17 protein-coding genes and 1 pseudogene are annotated in these 17,500 nt (G+C 42.0%); 6 read left to right on the plus strand and 12 right to left on the minus strand.

From position 1 onward, the window contains the following. Positions 1–3: 3 nt before the first annotated feature. Complete coding sequence (locus AC19MV_RS05525) at positions 4–492, minus strand: copper chaperone PCu(A)C (protein ID WP_432399989.1); 489 nt, start codon at positions 490–492, stop codon at positions 4–6. Positions 493–528: 36 nt separating this feature from the next. On the opposite strand from AC19MV_RS05525, the gene AC19MV_RS05530 reads away from it, so the two are divergent. Further along, positions 529–1,266, plus strand: coding sequence for an enoyl-CoA hydratase-related protein (locus AC19MV_RS05530; RefSeq protein WP_432399990.1), 738 nt, complete (start codon positions 529–531; stop codon positions 1,264–1,266). An 80-nt stretch (positions 1,267–1,346) separates the two neighbouring features. Here the strand turns inward: AC19MV_RS05530 and AC19MV_RS05535 are convergent, their stop codons facing one another. From AC19MV_RS05535 to dusA, 4 genes are all read right to left on the minus strand, one after another. Beyond that, on the minus strand, positions 1,347–1,547 hold the full coding sequence (locus AC19MV_RS05535; protein WP_160052655.1) for a PspC domain-containing protein: 201 nt from the start codon (positions 1,545–1,547) through the stop codon (positions 1,347–1,349). A 126-nt stretch (positions 1,548–1,673) separates the two neighbouring features. After that, entirely contained in the window at positions 1,674–1,805 is a 132-nt protein-coding gene (locus AC19MV_RS05540) for a hypothetical protein (protein WP_498306210.1), read from the minus strand. After that, on the minus strand, positions 1,805–2,122 hold the full coding sequence (locus AC19MV_RS05545) for a hypothetical protein (protein WP_498306212.1): 318 nt from the start codon (positions 2,120–2,122) through the stop codon (positions 1,805–1,807). The genes AC19MV_RS05540 and AC19MV_RS05545 overlap by 1 nt, the downstream gene beginning before the upstream one ends. Before the next feature lie 423 nt (positions 2,123–2,545). After that, positions 2,546–3,547, minus strand: a complete 1,002-nt coding sequence (gene dusA, locus AC19MV_RS05550; protein WP_498306214.1) for a tRNA dihydrouridine(20/20a) synthase DusA — start codon at positions 3,545–3,547, stop codon at positions 2,546–2,548. Positions 3,548–4,011: 464 nt separating this feature from the next. Between dusA and AC19MV_RS05555 the strand changes: the two genes are divergently transcribed. Both AC19MV_RS05555 and AC19MV_RS05560 read left to right on the plus strand, forming a co-directional pair. After that, positions 4,012–5,331, plus strand: a complete 1,320-nt coding sequence (locus AC19MV_RS05555) for a sensor domain-containing diguanylate cyclase (protein ID WP_498306216.1) — start codon at positions 4,012–4,014, stop codon at positions 5,329–5,331. A 360-nt stretch (positions 5,332–5,691) separates the two neighbouring features. After that, a complete protein-coding gene (locus AC19MV_RS05560; RefSeq protein WP_432400009.1) occupies positions 5,692–6,162 on the plus strand; it encodes a chemotaxis protein CheX in 471 nt (156 codons plus the stop codon). 158 nt (positions 6,163–6,320) lie between these two features. Here AC19MV_RS05560 and alr read toward each other — a convergent pair whose 3' ends face one another. Both alr and dnaB read right to left on the minus strand, forming a co-directional pair. Next, a complete protein-coding gene (gene alr, locus AC19MV_RS05565; RefSeq protein WP_498306218.1) occupies positions 6,321–7,439 on the minus strand; it encodes an alanine racemase in 1,119 nt (372 codons plus the stop codon). Between the two features lie 122 nt (positions 7,440–7,561). Next, on the minus strand, positions 7,562–8,968 hold the full coding sequence (gene dnaB / locus AC19MV_RS05570; protein WP_432400011.1) for a replicative DNA helicase: 1,407 nt from the start codon (positions 8,966–8,968) through the stop codon (positions 7,562–7,564). 130 nt (positions 8,969–9,098) lie between these two features. Here dnaB and AC19MV_RS05575 point away from each other — a divergent pair. Further along, positions 9,099–11,288 (plus strand): annotated as a pseudogene (locus AC19MV_RS05575) (S46 family peptidase); the annotation flags it as partial. A 1,256-nt stretch (positions 11,289–12,544) separates the two neighbouring features. Here AC19MV_RS05575 and rplI read toward each other — a convergent pair. The 4 genes from rplI to rpsF are packed head-to-tail and all read right to left on the minus strand — an operon-like array spanning position 12,545 to position 13,986. Beyond that, complete coding sequence (gene rplI / locus AC19MV_RS05580; protein ID WP_432400013.1) at positions 12,545–12,997, minus strand: 50S ribosomal protein L9; 453 nt, start codon at positions 12,995–12,997, stop codon at positions 12,545–12,547. Between the two features lie 42 nt (positions 12,998–13,039). Next, the gene (gene rpsR, locus AC19MV_RS05585; protein WP_006083042.1) at positions 13,040–13,267 is read right to left on the minus strand and encodes a 30S ribosomal protein S18; all 228 of its coding nucleotides are present in this window, start codon (positions 13,265–13,267) and stop codon (positions 13,040–13,042) included. A gap of 12 nt (positions 13,268–13,279) precedes the next feature. After that, complete coding sequence (gene priB / locus AC19MV_RS05590; protein ID WP_160052670.1) at positions 13,280–13,582, minus strand: primosomal replication protein N; 303 nt, start codon at positions 13,580–13,582, stop codon at positions 13,280–13,282. An 8-nt stretch (positions 13,583–13,590) separates the two neighbouring features. Beyond that, positions 13,591–13,986 (minus strand): 30S ribosomal protein S6, encoded by a 396-nt coding sequence (gene rpsF / locus AC19MV_RS05595; RefSeq protein ID WP_432400015.1) that lies wholly within the window; start codon positions 13,984–13,986, stop codon positions 13,591–13,593. A 215-nt stretch (positions 13,987–14,201) separates the two neighbouring features. Between rpsF and AC19MV_RS05600 the strand changes: the two genes are divergently transcribed. Continuing rightward, positions 14,202–14,954 (plus strand): DUF481 domain-containing protein, encoded by a 753-nt coding sequence (locus AC19MV_RS05600; RefSeq protein ID WP_432400016.1) that lies wholly within the window; start codon positions 14,202–14,204, stop codon positions 14,952–14,954. A 295-nt stretch (positions 14,955–15,249) separates the two neighbouring features. Then, positions 15,250–16,683: an MFS transporter gene (locus tag AC19MV_RS05605; RefSeq protein WP_498306220.1), complete on the plus strand. Its 1,434-nt coding sequence runs from the start codon at positions 15,250–15,252 to the stop codon at positions 16,681–16,683. Between the two features lie 73 nt (positions 16,684–16,756). Here AC19MV_RS05605 and rlmB read toward each other — a convergent pair whose 3' ends face one another. After that, the gene (gene rlmB, locus AC19MV_RS05610; protein WP_432400019.1) at positions 16,757–17,500 is read right to left on the minus strand and encodes a 23S rRNA (guanosine(2251)-2'-O)-methyltransferase RlmB; all 744 of its coding nucleotides are present in this window, start codon (positions 17,498–17,500) and stop codon (positions 16,757–16,759) included.

Here is a 17,500-nt window from a genome sequence, read left to right on the forward strand (position 1 = left end):
TCCTTAATGATGGTGATGATGGTCAGCTTGCTCACCTTCTTGAGTTGTAGCCTGTTTTAAGACAGGTAACTCAATCATAAGTTGCTGACCATCTTCAAAAATTAAATTTAGTGGCACTTTATCGTCAACCACTAACGGTGCTGTTAACGACAACAGCATGACATGGTCGCCAGTAGGTTGCAGTGTTAGCGAACCATGAGACGGTATTGAAAAACCGTTAACTTGGCGCATTTTTACCATGCCATTTTCTTCAATTATCGTATGTAACTGTGCTTCTTTAGCCGCGGGTGTATTGACCGCAACTAATGTCACTGCATTTGCTGTATGATTTTCTAGCGTAAAATAAGCTGCAGTATTTGGCACACTCGCAGGCATCGCTCTAACATGTCCATCAACAAGAACAATACTAGCCGACGCTGCGAATGACAATGATGATAACACTAAAAAGTTAAACAGGTGTTTGAATATTGCTTTCAATGTCTTAAACTCCATGTAAACCACACTCGCATTCACTATAGGAAATCACGAATGAGTTATATTCAGGTAAGAGATGATCAAGGCGTACGCATCATTGGGTTTAATCGTCCAGAAAAACGTAATGCCTTCAATCTAGAAATGTATCAACAACTAACAGAATACCTGATCCAAGGCGAAGCCGACAACGACATTCGCGCCTTTATGTTTCATGGCACTGACGACTGCTTTACTTCTGGTAATGATATCGTAGATTTCCTGCAAAGTGGTGCATTAGATGATAATCATCCAACGGTTAAATTCTTGTTTTGTTTACTGGATCTGAAAAAACCTGTCGTTGCTGCAGTGACTGGGGCTGCAGTCGGTATCGGTACCACTTTACTACTGCATTGTGATTTAGTATATGCCGACAATAAAGCCAAATTCCAAATGCCTTTTGTCAATTTAGCCTTAGTACCAGAAGCTGCTTCAAGTATATTGTTGCCATCGATTGTTGGCCAACATAAAGCCGCAGAGTTGATTTTATTAGGTGACGCGTTTGATGCACAAACCGCTGCGCAGTTAAATTTGATTAATCGTGTAGTTGCCGCAGATGAGCTAATGAGCTTCAGCCTTGCGCAAGCAAAAAAATTGGCGGCCCAGCCACCTTTATCTATGCAAGCTTCAAAACAACTGTTACGTCATAACCAGGCTCAAGTTAAAGCCCAAATGAAATTAGAACTGGTGCAGTTTGCCGAGCGTTTACAAAGTGATGAGGCTAAACAACGTTTTAAAGCCTTTTTAAACAAATAACGACCACTTCATTAGCCTTACACATTAGTTGCGGGGCTAATTACCCCGCTCAACCCAGACGACTTAACAAGGGTTGAGCATTAAAAGCGTGATGTTTTTTGACTCATAACAACAGCAACAATAAAGTACGCAGCGAGGCTAATACTCGGATTAGTCACCACTAAGCCAATGGTCACAACACGAGTCCATAATAACGACCAACCGTATTGCTTGGCTAAGTTAGCCGATACACCACACACAATCCGTGCTTCATCTTGTAATCGACTGATTAAACGATTCATATTTTATCTCCTGTAACATTGCCTACTGACACATCGATATTCTGTATTCATTTTTGCTGACCACTTTCATGATTCGCGTATTAGCAATGAACAACATCTCTTACTGCTATCTCTTAAGCTTGGTCATTAATGTCTGGCCATATCAGCCCGCTGACTCACGTAGCGCACTAACGTAGCAAACAATACAAAACTGATTACCGGCATTAATAGCAACAACATTAACGGCAGCACCAAGCCTATATTTAACACCCAATCCATTACTTGTTCTCTGCAGTTTTCGCTGCAATTGCCGTTTTGTTCAATTCAGGTTCAGCAAATGTCAATTCTGCAAAGCTTGATTTGATTTCAAATACTTGCTGTGCAATTTGAGTCTGTAAAGACAACATAAACTCATGCTTAGCGGTTGAAATCATTTCTTGGCTTGCTTGAGTCATATTTTGCTCAAGCGCATTAAGCGTGTGACTCACCGACATTTCATCAGCTTGCGCAGATACACTCGCAGTAGCCAGTACAACAGCAGCAATAGATAATTGAACAGTACGACGAACTAATTTATTTGGAGTTAATGTAAACATGGTGGCATCCTTTCTTGTGTTGGTTAATGGCAACTAAACACCCGTCTAGTTGATTACACTATGGGTATTACAAGCTGCGTGCCAACTTTCGCAATCCATTGCAAGAGACTAATAATAAACAGTTTTACTATTTATAACTGAATATAAAACATAAACTCATCGAGTTCAAAAAACCAACAGGTAGTAAAATTAACCACCAAGTTGGCGAAAATGACTAGTACATTAAATCAACAGAAAATATGGAAGGAATACGACAGGAAAAACCACATCCATTGTGGATAATCAAAAACAAAAAAGCGCCTAAATAAAGGCGCTTTTAAGGGAGAGTCGAGCGAATATCATATTATACCTATCCATATTAATAAGTGACGACTCACTTATTAAAGTTCAATGATATTAGGTATTAGGTATTAGGTAATCGAATTAAGCCTGTGATTCTGCTAATGCCTGGGCATCAACAAACTCTGCCGCTTTTAGTACCACATTAATATCGGCATTAGGTTTGTGGGCGTTTTCACTTAAATGACGACGCCAACCACGTGAGCCAGGTAACCCCTGGAACAAACCTATCATATGGCGAGTAATATGATTCAAGCGACCACCTTGAGCTAAATGGGCCTCAATGTAGGGGAGCATCTGCTCAATCACTTGCTCGCGAGTAATGACAGGGCTATCAAGGCCGCACAATTGCTGGTCTACCAACGCTAAAATATACGGATTTTGGTACGCTTCGCGGCCAACCATCACCCCGTCTAACTGCGCTAAATGTAACTGGGCTTCTTCCAGTGTTTTAATGCCGCCATTAATGCTGATATTCAGCTGCGGGTAATCACGCTTTAATTGATACACGCGCTCATAATCTAATGGCGGAATTTCACGGTTCTCTTTTGGGCTTAGCCCCTGTAACCACGCTTTGCGTGCATGGATAGTAAATGCAGTACACCCTTTAGCGTTGACCGTCTCAATAAAGTCGGTTAAAAATTGATAACTGTCTTGTTCATCAATGCCAATACGGGTTTTGACGGTAATTGGAATATCAGTAACCTGCTTCATTGCATCGACACACTCTGCCACCAAGGCGGGCTCAGCCATTAAACAAGCACCAAAACGACCATTTTGAACCCGATCTGACGGACACCCTACGTTGAGATTAACCTCATCATAACCACGATCTGCAGCCAATTTGGCACATGCGGCTAAATCAATGGGGTTAGAGCCACCAAGTTGCAGCGCTAATGGATGTTCTTCAGTGTTATAGGCTAAATAATCGCCCTTACCTTGCAATATTGCACCGGTTGTCACCATTTCAGTATAAAGCAGCGCCTTAGCCGACAATAGACGCGCAAAGTAACGATAGTGACGATCAGTCCAATCAAGCATAGGCGCGATTGAAAAAGTACGATCGAGGGTATCTGTTGAGGTCATGAACTTAGGCGTTGTATTCACTGAATTATTTTACTCATAATCTGGGTTAATCGTGCACGTGTAAAGTCATGTGAGAGGTTAAAACCGAGTTGAATACCGAAGTAAGGCTTTTATCAATACCACACGTAACTTCAATATCGTTGATATATCATCAACATCATTGAGCGGTTTGCACGCTTGAAATGTCTGCAAGAATCGCTGAGCATTATACAGTGAATCATTCGTTTATGGGAGGGGCTGAAAGTCCCTTCTAAATAAGTGAGTTATCTTATTGCCGTTAATAGCCTTAGGTTGAATAGTTGTTTTTAACATTTATGATTAATACAATTTCATTCAATAAAATATGGCTATTCAAAAAATTGCTTAGTTACTTAAGGACAATATAGGGTACTTTGATCGCTAATCAGGCCTAACACATCATTATCGATATTTATCACTTTGACTGGGCATCAACAAGGCACTTTATGAACCTTAACTCACAGAGTAATGATTTAGATGAAGCAATGACGCTTAACGTCATCCAGCATGGGATTGTCAGGCTAAACAAACAATTTTCCATTATCGCCATCGACTCTGAAATAGAATTACTATTCAAAAAATTTCTTGCTAAAAACGATGTTCAACCACTCCATAGCGCCAATAAGCTTACTGGTCAACAATGGCAACATATTGTCAACGGTATACAAGATTCATTGCACGATTGTCCATGGTTAGTTGCTTGCCAAACCCAAGTAGACCAGGCGGTAAAGCTCACTCTTCACAATAATGGCGCAGTATTATCATTATCGCTGCGCTACTCGCCGGTATTTGATCATAATGACAACTTATTAGAAGTCCTGGTGTTCATTGTTATATCAGACACCATCCAGCGAATAGAAAGAGATCTGCAAATAGAAAAGGCATTTTACCGCGCAATGGTCAAAGATATGCCTGCATTGATTTATCGTTACACGACTGACGGCATAGTGACATTAGCGAATGCTGAACTGTGCAGCTATTTTGGTGCTAGTGCAGACGATATTATCGGCATGAGTATTTATGATGTCATGGACGCTGAAAATGTTGAGGGGGCTAAAATTCATTTAGCGGGTATCACGCCCGAAAATCCAATCTGTTCGCATGAACATAGTGGTAAAGATATTGCTGGAAATGTGCGATGGTACCAATGGACTGACCGCTTAATTCTTTCCAATGATGGACAACCATTAGGTTATCAAGGCATAGGACTCGATCTCACAGAACGTAAAATACATGAAGAAGAGCTGCTACGCCTAGCAACAACAGATACCTTAACGGGGCTGTTAAACCGTCGCCAATGTTTTACGTTAGCCGAGCAAGAATTAGCTCGATGTCTTCAAAACAACCGTCCATTTTCGCTATTAATTGCTGATATCGATTTCTTTAAGCACGTTAATGACAGGTTTGGTCATATTGCTGGTGACAAAGTCCTTCAAAGATTTGCCGCTATATGTACTAAGGCTTTACGCGATATCGATATCATTGGACGCTTTGGAGGCGAAGAGTTCATCATAATTTTACCAGAGACCGATCTTCAAGGCGCCAGAATATCAGGTGAAAGGTTGCGCCAAAAAGTCGAAGAAATGAACATATCATTTAATGAAAATAATATACAAGTCACTGTCAGTATGGGTATTGCGACGAATTGCGGCCATCCCGAAATGTCGTTAGACAGCATGCTTGTTAAAGCTGATGAAGCACTCTACAAAGCTAAAACAACAGGGAGAAATAAGGTTGTGATTTGGCCAATAAAAGCAGCTGACTAAATCGAGTAAAACTGATTCAATACGTTTTGATATATCAATATTTGGCTTACTAAAACGGTATGTACTCGATAACGAAGCAACTTACACAATAAACAGTTACTGCCGGTCAGCTTATCTATCTACAACACCAAATCTCTGTATAAAAATTGTTTTTACGAGCAATGTCTCTTTCAATTTGTTTTTTGTGTTCTAAGCTTTAACTTGTATTTCACTTTACTGATATAGTGTGTATTCATAAGAATTAGCTTAAATATTAATCGGTGTATATTTAAGCTAACGTGCAGATATAATACTGGGGTAAACACCGATAATTTACATGAAACTGATTTAGCATTTTTAATCTAGAGGACATCTTTGCCTATGAACGTTGAATTCATTAACCCATTTCTTGTTTCTTTGATCAATGTAATCTCAACTATGGCGACAATGGATCTTAAGCCCGGTAAACCCCAACTCAAAAACCATGACCTTGCTAAAGGCGATGTTTCTGGCTTGATTGGTATGGTGGGGCCTAAAACTCGTGGCTCGCTGTCTATTACCTTTGAGCAAACCTTAATTCTTGAAATCATGAATAAAATGCTCGGTGAAAAACCTAACACTATTAATGATGAAGTGACTGACTTAGTCGGTGAAATCACCAATATGGTGACTGGCGGTGCAAAGAATTTGCTCAGCGAAAAAGGTTATGACTTTGATATGGCAACACCAGCGGTAGTGTCAGGCAAAAATCATACGATTTCTCACAAAGCACGCGGCAAAAAAATCATGATGCCTTTTACACATGAATACGGGAATGCTTTTATTGAAATTTGTTTCGAAGATGCAAAGTAACATAACACTGGCGAGCCTAAATTAGGGGTAATAATTATTAACGATGATTTTTATGTTAACGATTATTTTTAGCGCATTGACCTAAAGAACACATAAAAATGGCCAACTTACTGTGGTAAGTTGGCCATTTTTAGCACATGTTTATGCTATTTAAACAGCTAATCGAGCAACTCTACCAGCACCCTAGGAGTTAATTTGGTCACGAGTTCATAAGCAATCGTGCCGATATGTTCCGCGACTTCTTCAACCGCCAATGCTTTACCCCAAAGTTGTACGCTGTCGCCCACTTTATCCTGCGCATCGGCGCCAAGATCTACCGTTAACATGTCCATAGACACACGGCCCACAATGGGTACTCTACGGCCATTAATCCAAACGGGTGTGCCTTCTGGGGCATTGCGCGGGTAACCATCACCATATCCAATCGCGACGACACCCAATCGAGTATCTTGCTTGGCGGTCCAGAATGCACCGTAGCCAACACTGTCACCGGCCTTGTGCTCACGCACTGCAATAATGTTAGACACTAACTCCATGGCTGGAATAAGCCGATGATTAGTGCCTTTATCGCCGACAACAGGAGAGACACCATAAAGGGCGATTCCTGGTCTTATCCAATCAGCCTGGCTTGATGGCCAAAATAATGTACCTGCAGAATTTGCCAGAGTACGGTCGCCCTCTAAACCACTGATGAGCTCTTCAAACACATTCATTTGCGTTTGCGTCATCTTGTTATCTGGCTCATCTGCGCAGGCAAAATGAGTCATTAAATGGATAGGCTTAGCCACCTGTGGGCATTGCAATAAACGTTGATAAATACTGTCAAACTGATCTAGCGTAAAACCAATGCGATGCATGCCAGTATCAATTTTTATCCACACCGTTACCGGTTTATCAAGCTTAATGGTCTCAAGCATTTGCAATTGCGATTCATGATGAACCACAGTATCAATATTATGAGTGACCAGTATAGGTAAGTCAGACTGACGAAAAAAACCTTCTAATAATAAAAGCTTACCTTCGACACCGCCAGCGCGCAGCTGTAATGCTTCTTCAAGCCTTGCTAAACCAAACCCATCGGCACCACCATGATATTTGCCAACACTTTCGACAAAATTCAATATACCAACGCTTTCAGCCACATTTAACAAACCATGACCATAACCATTGGCTTTTACAACCGCCATGATTTTACTTTTAGGGGCGATAAGACGCAGCTGCGCCAAGTTACTTTGTAATGCGCAACGGCTGATTTCTGCACGAGGAAACGGTTTCAATAGAGAGCCTTATTTAAACAATAAAAACATGACGCATGTTACGAGTAAAACCAAGATATTCTATCGCTAACTGAAGATCATAAATAACCACGAAGTAAAATTAAATAATTGATAATCAATAATTAATCTTCTTCGAACTGTGGTCCAGCATAGTTATCAAATCGAGAGAATTGCCCTTGGAATACAAGGCGAATACGCCCAATAGGACCGTTACGCTGTTTACCTATAATGATCTCGGCGGTGCCTTTATCTTCAGAGTTGTCGTTATACACCTCATCACGATAAATAAACATAATTAAGTCGGCATCCTGCTCAATCGCACCCGATTCACGTAAGTCTGAGTTAATAGGACGTTTATCTGCTCGTTGCTCTAGTGAGCGGTTAAGCTGCGATAGTGCAATAACCGGAATTTCGAGCTCTTTTGCTAAGGCTTTTAACGAGCGCGAGATTTCTGAAATCTCTAAAGTACGGTTATCTTTTAACGATGGCACCTGCATTAACTGCAAATAATCGATCATAATCATCGACAAACCACCGTGTTCACGGGCAATACGTCTGGCGCGGCTGCGCACTTCCGTTGGGGTTAAGCCTGAACCATCATCAATGTACATTTTGCCTTGTTCAAGCATAATCCCCATCGTAGATGAAACACGTGCCCAATCCTCGTCATCCAATTGGCCGGTACGAATTTTAGTTTGATCGACGCGGCCAAGTGAGGCCAGCATACGCATCATAATCTGTTCTGACGGCATCTCGAGACTGAAAATAAGCACAGGCTTGTCTTCATTCATCGCGGCTTGTTCGCACAAGTTCATCGCAAAGGTGGTTTTACCCATCGATGGACGTGCCGCCACAATGATTAAGTCGCCCGCTTGGAAACCGGCCGTCATTTTGTCTAAATCGCCAAAACCACTCGATACGCCCGTCACACCATTATGTGGGTTGTTATAAAGTTGCTCGATTCTGTCGACGGTTTTTTCAAGAATACTTTTGATGTTCTCAGGGCCTTCATTGGCGTTTGTACGCATTTCGGCAATTTTGAACACCTTGCTTTCGGCTAAATCTAATAACGCACTTGAGTCGCGACCTTCTGGGTTATAACCCGCATCAGCAATTTCATGTGCTACCCCAATCATGTCGCGTACCACGGCACGTTCACGCACGATATCTGCGTAAGATAAAATGTTACCGGCACTGGGGGTATTTTTGGCAATTTCGCCTAAATAAGCAAAACCGCCAGCGTCGTCTAATTGATCTTCGATTTCGAGCTGTTCAGAGACGGTAATTAAGTCGAGCGGCTGCCCAGACTCCATTAACTTTTGCATCGCATTAAAAATCATTCGATGTGAGCGAGAATAAAAATCTTCAGGCACAACCGCTTCAGAAACACGGTCCCACGCTTCAGCATCGAGCATCAAGCCGCCCAAAACGGACTGTTCAGCCTCAATCGAATGTGGAGGCAGTTTTAATGCATTTACTTCTGCATCTTTTTGCCTATTTCTGGCTTTAAAAGCACCTTGTTGTGACATTAACGCTCCCAATTTACAACGACTTTATAAAATATGGTATAACACCGTGACTAAGCTTAAAATGCAGTCATTTAGAATGAAAACGACGCCTCAGTCAACGGTTAATAAATTATTCATTTAAGGAAAATACATGCGTATTGCACTTGTTGCAGCATTAGTGCTGACATCCTGTTTCGCTTATGCTGATGAAGGACAGTGGCAGCCTTACCAAATGCTGTCCATTGCCGACAAATTACAACAACGTGGCATTGATATTCCTGCATCTCAGCTTGCCGACTTAGGCCAATACCCAATGAACGCTGTCGTCAGCTTGGGCTATTGTACCGCCAGTTTTGTATCGCCCCAAGGCCTAGTTGTCACAAACCATCATTGTGCCTATCGCGGGATTCAATATAACAGCAAAAAAGAACATAATTATTTGGCAAATGGCTTTTTAGCACATTCCCAAGCAGAAGAACCGTCGGCGGGGCCTAATGAGCGCCTTTACATTACTGAAGAAGTGACCGACGTCACCAACAAAGTACTCACCAACTTAAGCGACGAGCCTTTAACCCGTTTCGAGCAGATCCAAACCAATAGCAAAGCATTAGTGAAAGAGTGTGAAATCGACAGTAATTACCGCTGCGAAGTCGATGACTTTCACCATGGCCTCGAGTATTACCTCACTAAAAAACTGATTATTCGCGATGTGCGCTTGGTTTATGCTCCCCCCGAAACGGTCGGTGGATTTGGTGGTGACATCGACAATTACGAATACCCACGTCATTCTGGTGATTTTACCTTTTTACGCGCTTATGTCGGTAAAGACGGCAAACCGGCGACGTTTAATCAAGACAATGTGCCCTACCAACCTAAAAGCTATCTAAAAATTAATGCTGACGGCGTTAAAGCCGGAGACGGTATTTTTGTCGCGGGATACCCAGGTTCAACCAGCCGTTATAACCTCACCAGCGAACTGCAATTTGCCAGTGATTGGATTTACCCTACTTACGCTAAACGCTATCAATTACAAATTGATACTGTGAACTTTATGGGCGCGATTGATAAAGAAATTGCCTTGAAATATGCCGGTACGATGGCATCGATGGCCAATCGCATGAAAAAGTTCAATGGCCTTCTCGATGGCTTTAATGCCACCGATATTGTCGGTATTAAACAGCAACGTGAAAATGACTTTTTAGCGTGGTTAAAAAAAGACCCTACTGCCAATCAAGATGTGATCAGTAATCTTGAAGCATTACTGACTGAGCAGCACGAGCAATCACAAACAAACTACTTCTTTAAAAATGCCCAATCGAGCGAAATGCTTAATACGGCCAGTAAACTGTATCGTTTAGCAAAAGAAAGAAAGAAACCCAACGACAAACGTGAACCAGGATATCAGCTTAGAGACATGAAAATGTTTAAAGCTGCACTAAGACGTATTGATAGCAGCTTTGACCCTGCGGTGGATAAAACGTTGTGGTTACAAGATTTACAAGCTTATGTGAGGCAGCCACTTAGAAATAAAGTGTTTGATAAAGCATTGAGTATTACCGGCAACTTTGAAGCCTTAGAAGTTAAAGTTGAAGCCTTATATGCATTAACAGAGCTCACAGACCAAACAAAGCGTCTTGCTTGGATGAAAAAGACAGCCATAGATTTTGAAACCAGTGAAGATCCCTTTATTCGTTTAGCTGTTGCGATACACGACACCAATATGGCGTTAGAGAAACGCGAAAAAATACTCGACGGTAAGTTGTCGTCAGCACGCCCTGAATACATGAAAGCTATTATTAACTATTACAAGTCTAATAACTGGCCCGTTTACCCAGACGCAAATCGCACCTTACGTATCACTTACGGCATGGTCGATGGTTATCTGTCTAAAGACGCCACCTACAAACAGCCTTTTACTCGCTTAGAAGGGTTGTTGGCAAAGCACACAGGTAAAGAACCTTATAATGTTCCGGCTAAATTGTTGGCCGCCATTAAGTCGGGTGACTTAGGTGATCACCGTGTCACCTCAGTATATAAACAGCAGAGCAGCTGCCAGTTTATGTCTTGTTTAGACAAACCTGCCGATTTCAATTCTGTACCGGTTAACTTTTTATCCAGCGCAGACACAACCGGTGGTAACTCAGGTTCGCCAGTATTTAATGGTAGAGGTGAACTTGTCGGACTTAACTTCGACTCAACCTACGAAGCTATCACTAAAGACTGGTTCTTTAACCCAACCATCACCCGCGCTGTCCACGTCGACATTCGCTACATACTATGGATGATGGATAAAGTTGACCACGCTGATAACTTAATTAAAGAATTATCACTGACCAGAAACTCTGACATACCAGAAGTGATCACGCCGACCACCACTATTATCGCAACAGAAATGATAACGGAAATGCCAATTGATGCTTCAGTAGAAACACAAGCAGAAGCGAATGCTGAAGTTGCTGGTGAGCTGACAACTGAAGCCGCAACCGACGCGTTAACGGAAATGCCGATTGATGCCTCAGTAGAAACACAAGCAGAAGCACTCGTTGAAGCGAATGCTGAAGTTGCTGGTGAGCTGACAACTGAAGCCGCAACCGACGCGTTAACGGAAGTATCAGCCGAAGCGACAACTGAAGCAGCAGCCGAAGCGACAACTGAAGCAGCAGCCGAAGCGACAACTGAAGCAGTAGCCGAAGCGACAACTGAAGCGGTAGCCGAAGCGATAACTGAAGCAGTAGCCGAAGCGACAACTGAAGCAGTAGCCGAAGCGACAACTGAAGCAGTAGCCGAAGCGACAACTGAAGTTGCTGTCGAAGCACCAAAGAAGGTCGTTATTCAAAAGGTCGTTAATACTAATGCTAAAACGTTAACGACAGCCGAAGGCAAAATACCAAAGGAAATCGTAGCTGAGGCATCAACGGAAACCGTAGCAGAAGAATCAGCCGAAACATCTACAGAAGCAGTAACCGAAGCGACGTCTGAAGTCATTACTGAAACAACCACTGGTATAAAAACTGAAGTAAAAGCTCAAACACAACTTAAAGCGTTAGCCGAAGTACCAACGGAAGTACTAACTTCAATAGAAACCGAAACGTCCACTGAAGTAACCGTTGAAGCCTTAACTGAGGAGGCTGCTGAAGCAACGGCTCAAACGGTAGAGCAAAAGAAAGCTGATACTGAAATATCTACAGGCAATGCAAAAGCGAAGCCTAAAGTACAGACTGATAATATATCGAGCCAAGCAGTGAGTGACACTGAAGAAAAACAATTATCAGAAGTCGAATAATCATTAAATAATCTGTATGAAATGAACATCGCAAGGTGTTCATTTCAATACGATAGATGTCTAACGCCATTCCAATCAATACAAATATATTGTCACAATTATAACATTTAGTTTCTTGAGACACTCAATATTGGCCATGATTAAAGAACAGCATTGTTAATTATTCTTCGCTCAACGTTCTAAACTAAAACTCAATAACAAAGCATTACCTGCGTTAAAATCTAAATCAAGTATTTCTTATATTGAGTGGTATAAATATCGCCCATAAAAAAACACCGCCCTGAGGCGGTGTTCTTTTATGGAGCTAAAGGTAATTAAGCTTCTGCAACAACAGAAACTTTAACTACTGCTTTAACTTCAGCGTGTACTTGTACTTCAACTTCGAAGTCACCAGTAGTGCGTAAAGCACCTAAAGGTAAACGGACTTCAGATTTAGCAAGTTCAACGCCAGCTGCAGTAACTGCATCAGCGATATCACGGTTGCCAACTGAACCGAACAATTTACCTTCATCACCTGCTTTAGAAGCAATAACAACTGATTCTAATGCAGTTAATTTTTCAGCACGTGCAGTCGCTGTAGCTAATTCAGCAGCTAATTTAGCTTCTAATTCAGCACGACGAGCTTCAAATACTTCAGTGTTTGCTGCGTTTGCTACAACCGCTTTACCATATGGTAAAAGGAAGTTACGAGCATAACCAGCTTTAACAGAAACTTGGTCGCCTAAGCTACCTAAGTTTGCAACTTTATCTAGCAGAATAACGTTCATTATCAAATCCTCTTTATTCGATTAGGAATTAATACTGCAATATTACTGATGTAAATCAGTATATGGCAGTAGAGAAAGATAACGAGCACGCTTGATAGCGCGAGCTAGTTGGCGTTGGTATTTAGCACTAGTACCAGTGATACGGCTAGGAACAATCTTGCCGCTTTCAGTGATGTAGTTCTTTAAAGTAACGATATCTTTGTAATCAATCTCTGCAACACCTTCAGCGGTGAAACGGCAGAACTTGCGACGACGGAAATAACGTGCCATTTTGACAGTCTCCTAAGTTTTCAATTCGACATTTTCAGCATGCAAAACTAAACGGTTTTGACCATTTCGTCCTTGTTGTAGTGAAAGAAACCCTTCTACTTCAACCTGCACACCTGCTTGTAATTTATCTGTTACGCTATTAAAGCGTGGACCACTTAATATCACCTGTATAATGCAGTATACGTTACGTAATAACTCTGCTTCATATCGCTGTGATTTATGCTCTACCGTAATAACCGTATGGTTTATCCCGCTAGGGCTATTTAATCGTTTAGTTCGGGTAACCGTACCAAACAAGGTTAAGTGGTTATTCACAGAATAAATTATTCAGCGTTTTCTTCAGCGCTTTCTTCTTCATTGCTACGGTCATCAGAAGGTGAACGACGTGAATCACGTTCGTCTCTTGCTTTTGCCATAGGAGAAGCTTCAGTAACGGCAACTTTAGTGCGCATTACCATGTTACGCAGAACAGCGTCGTTGAAACGGAAAGCTGTTTCTAACTCTTCCATAGACTCTGCAGATGCTTCTACGTTCATAAGAACATAGTGAGCTTTATGTAGGTCTTGAATTGGGTATGCCAATTGACGACGGCCCCAATCTTCTAAACGGTGAATTGTTCCGTTAGCAGCGGTGATAACACCGGTGTAACGCTCAATCATACCTGGGACTTGTTCACTTTGATCTGGGTGAACCATAAATACGATTTCGTAATGACGCATTTATTGCTCCTTACGGTTAAGTAGCCTCTTTTCTGGCTCAGTCGGACCAATGTGGAGGCAAGGAACGAATTAAAGTGACTGATTTGAGCGCGCGATAATACATAAACATAGAGTGAAACTCAAGTAATAACTCTCTTTTCAGCAAACTTGATTGCAGGTATGATGTCGGCAGTCAAAAACCTTGCGTTTACGCCATCACAGAATAAAGCAATTTAATGATGACCTTAAAAAATCTAGTTACTACATGCTTCCTCTTCTTATTGTCTGCTCCAGCATGGGCTTTAGTTCCACCCGATTATCAAGAACCGACGACGAGTTTTAATGCCGAAGTTGAAGCTGGTTTACAATTGAACAGCGGCAACAACGAAACTAAAAACTTCAACGGCCGTACTTATTTAACTTATGACACGTTAAAAACCAAGCAAGAAGCGACGGTCAAAGCTTATTATGCCGCCGATGGCAGTGAATCGACGGCAGAAAAGTATGAACTGTTTTTACAGTCAAACTATAAGTTAGACCGAGGTTATGTATTCGGCCGTGGTGAATTTACGTGGAACGAATTTGGCTCTTATACCCGCATAACCACTATCTCAAGCGGTTATGGTTTTGATTTAATTAAAAACAGCAGAACTAAACTCAGCCTTGAAGCCGGCCCAGGTTATCGTTACGACCAACCACAAGCCAGTACCGAAGACCCGTATCCAGATGAAAACCGTGATGTCATTCTGCGTTCTGCTGCCAAGTACAATGTAAAATTACAAGAATACACTAGCTTTAATGCCGACGTAACAGCCGAAACCGGTTTAGAGAACAATACGTTAACCCTTGATATGAGTTATAAAAATACCTTTATTCAAGATTGGGCATTTAAAATTGGCATGAACATCAAGTACACTGAAGTGGTCCCTGAAGACAGTAAAAATACCGATACAGTGACCACTTTCAACTTGTTATATACGTTTCAATAATGATTTAACCTGAAATCAGGATAAGGGATGAGTTAACGACATTAACAATTAATAGGTTAACGTAAACTCACTTTCAAGCTTGTCATTTGTGTTACTAACAAGGCGAATTGACGCGTCAATGGCTGCCTATTGTCAGTCTTCTTATGATAAAGAATAACGCAGTAAGCAGGACAGAGCGTTCTTGAAAGACCTTGATTATTCTATGTACAGGTTATTTAGCATAAGTGAAATGAAACGAAACAAGCCATTCATTCAGTAAAGTGTACCCGTTTTACTGAAACTATCGAGGCGCATTATGGACAGCCCGCTACGCAGTTTTGCATCATTATATAGCACCACTTTTTTGATGGTGCTCGCTGCAGGTTTACTCACCACTTATTTAGGCTTAAGCCTAACGAATATGCATGTGCCTCAAATATGGATAGGCGGCATGATGTCGGCCTACTATATTGGCCTTGTTTGTGGGTCTAAAGTGGGCCATAAACTGATAGCACAAGTGGGCCATATTCGTGCTTTCGTCGCCTGTGCAGGGATTGTTACGGCATCTGCATTAGGCCATGCACTGATTGACAACCTAACCGTGTGGTTAATATTACGTCTTGCTGTTGGCATGGGCATGATGTGTCAATATATGGTTTTAGAAAGCTGGCTAAACGAGCAAGCAGAAACCAATCAGCGCGGCACAGTCTTTGCCAGTTACATGATTGTCTCTTACCTCGGGCTTATGGCCGGTCAAGGTGCAATTAGCTTATACCCTGAACTTGGCATTGAACCACTACTATTGATCGCCATTTGTTTTGCACTGTGCATCGTGCCCATTTCCATCACTCGCAGAATCCACCCAGAACCACTTACTCCAGCGCCATTAAAAATGGGTCACTTTTGGCAACGTGCACCACAGGCATTATCAACTATTGCTTTGGGAAGTATGATAGTCGGTTGTTTTTATGGTCTTGCTCCCTCTTACGCCACCGCAAAGGGGATCGATCCTGAACATGTCGCGATGTATATGTCGTGTACCATTTTCGCAGGCCTATTGGCACAATGGCCAATGGGCAAATTGTCGGACATTATTTCGCGCAGCTTACTGATTAGAATTAATTGTGCGTTACTTGGTGTACTCGTATTAATTATCACCATAGTGCCGTTTCATTCCGTTTACTCGCTCATACTCACCAGCTTATTTGGCATACTAGCCTTTACGCTATACCCATTAGCGACAGCCTTAGCCAACTCACGAGTCGAACAACACGAGCGTGTCGGTTTGTCAGCCACCATCTTAGTCACCTTTGGTATTGGTGCCAGTATTGGCCCATTAGTCGCATCAGGGCTCATGCAAGTGCTCGGCGATCAAATGCTCTATGGCTTTATGGCAATATGCTCATTTACCTTATTAGCACGGTTAATGTGGATTAATCTTCGTCAGAAAGCAGAACAGTTCTCTACTGGCGATTATGTGATGGCCGGTGGTGACTTAGTCAGCTCACCATTAGCAGCATCGCTGGATCCAAGGGTGAATGTTGAAATGGTTAACGAACAGATGATTTATCCCGCTGATGATGCCTTTGATAGACTCGACGATATCATTGACGATGAGCAAGATGATGCAGAAGATCAACCGGACTATAACGCCGCTTATGCGAATGCCATTGATGAGGAAGATGAGCTTGATATTGAAAAAGAAGATATTGATGATGAAGACGTCGATAACGAGATGAGTCGGCGCTAACATTCAATAATATAAAGATTCAAATATAAAAAAACGGCGATGATTATCGCCGTTTTTTATTTGCACAAAACGCTTATGCGCCTAGACGTTGTCTTACCGCTTCAAATAAACAAATACCTGTAGCAACAGACACGTTAAGACTTGAAACACTGCCAGACATTGGGATAGACACTAATGAATCGCAACTTTCGCGTGACAAGCGACGTAAACCTTTATCTTCCGCGCCCATAGCAATCGCTAACGGGCCTTTTAAATCCGCTTGATAAACATTGCCATCAGCCTCACCTGCAGTGCCTACAATCCACACACCTTTCTCTTGAAGATGGCGCATAGTGCGGGCCAAATTGGTCACCTGAAATAATGGGATAGTTTCAGCCGCACCGCAAGCCACTTTGCTCACGGTAGAGGTTAAGCCTACTGAGTTGTCTTTCGGTACAATAACAGCATGTACACCTGCAGCATCGGCATTACGCAAACACGCACCTAAATTATGCGGATCAGTTACACCGTCTAATATCAGTAAAAATGGTACGTCTGTTTTATCTAATAACGCATCTAAATCATTTTCGGTTAATGGTTTAGTAGCTTTAACACGAGCCACAATGCCCTGGTGCTGCGAGCTACCGGCTTTTTCATCTAACACTTTACGTGCGGCACGCTGCAGCGTAGTACCAAACTCTGAAGCAGTTTGAATTAATGGCATTAAACGCTCATCGTCACGGCCTTGTAATAGCCACAATTCAATGACTCGCTCAGGGCTATTGGCTAATAAGGCTTGAACGGCATGAATGCCAAAAATGGTATCTTGTTTTTTCAT

The organism is Shewanella sp. MF05913, assembly GCF_059758095.1.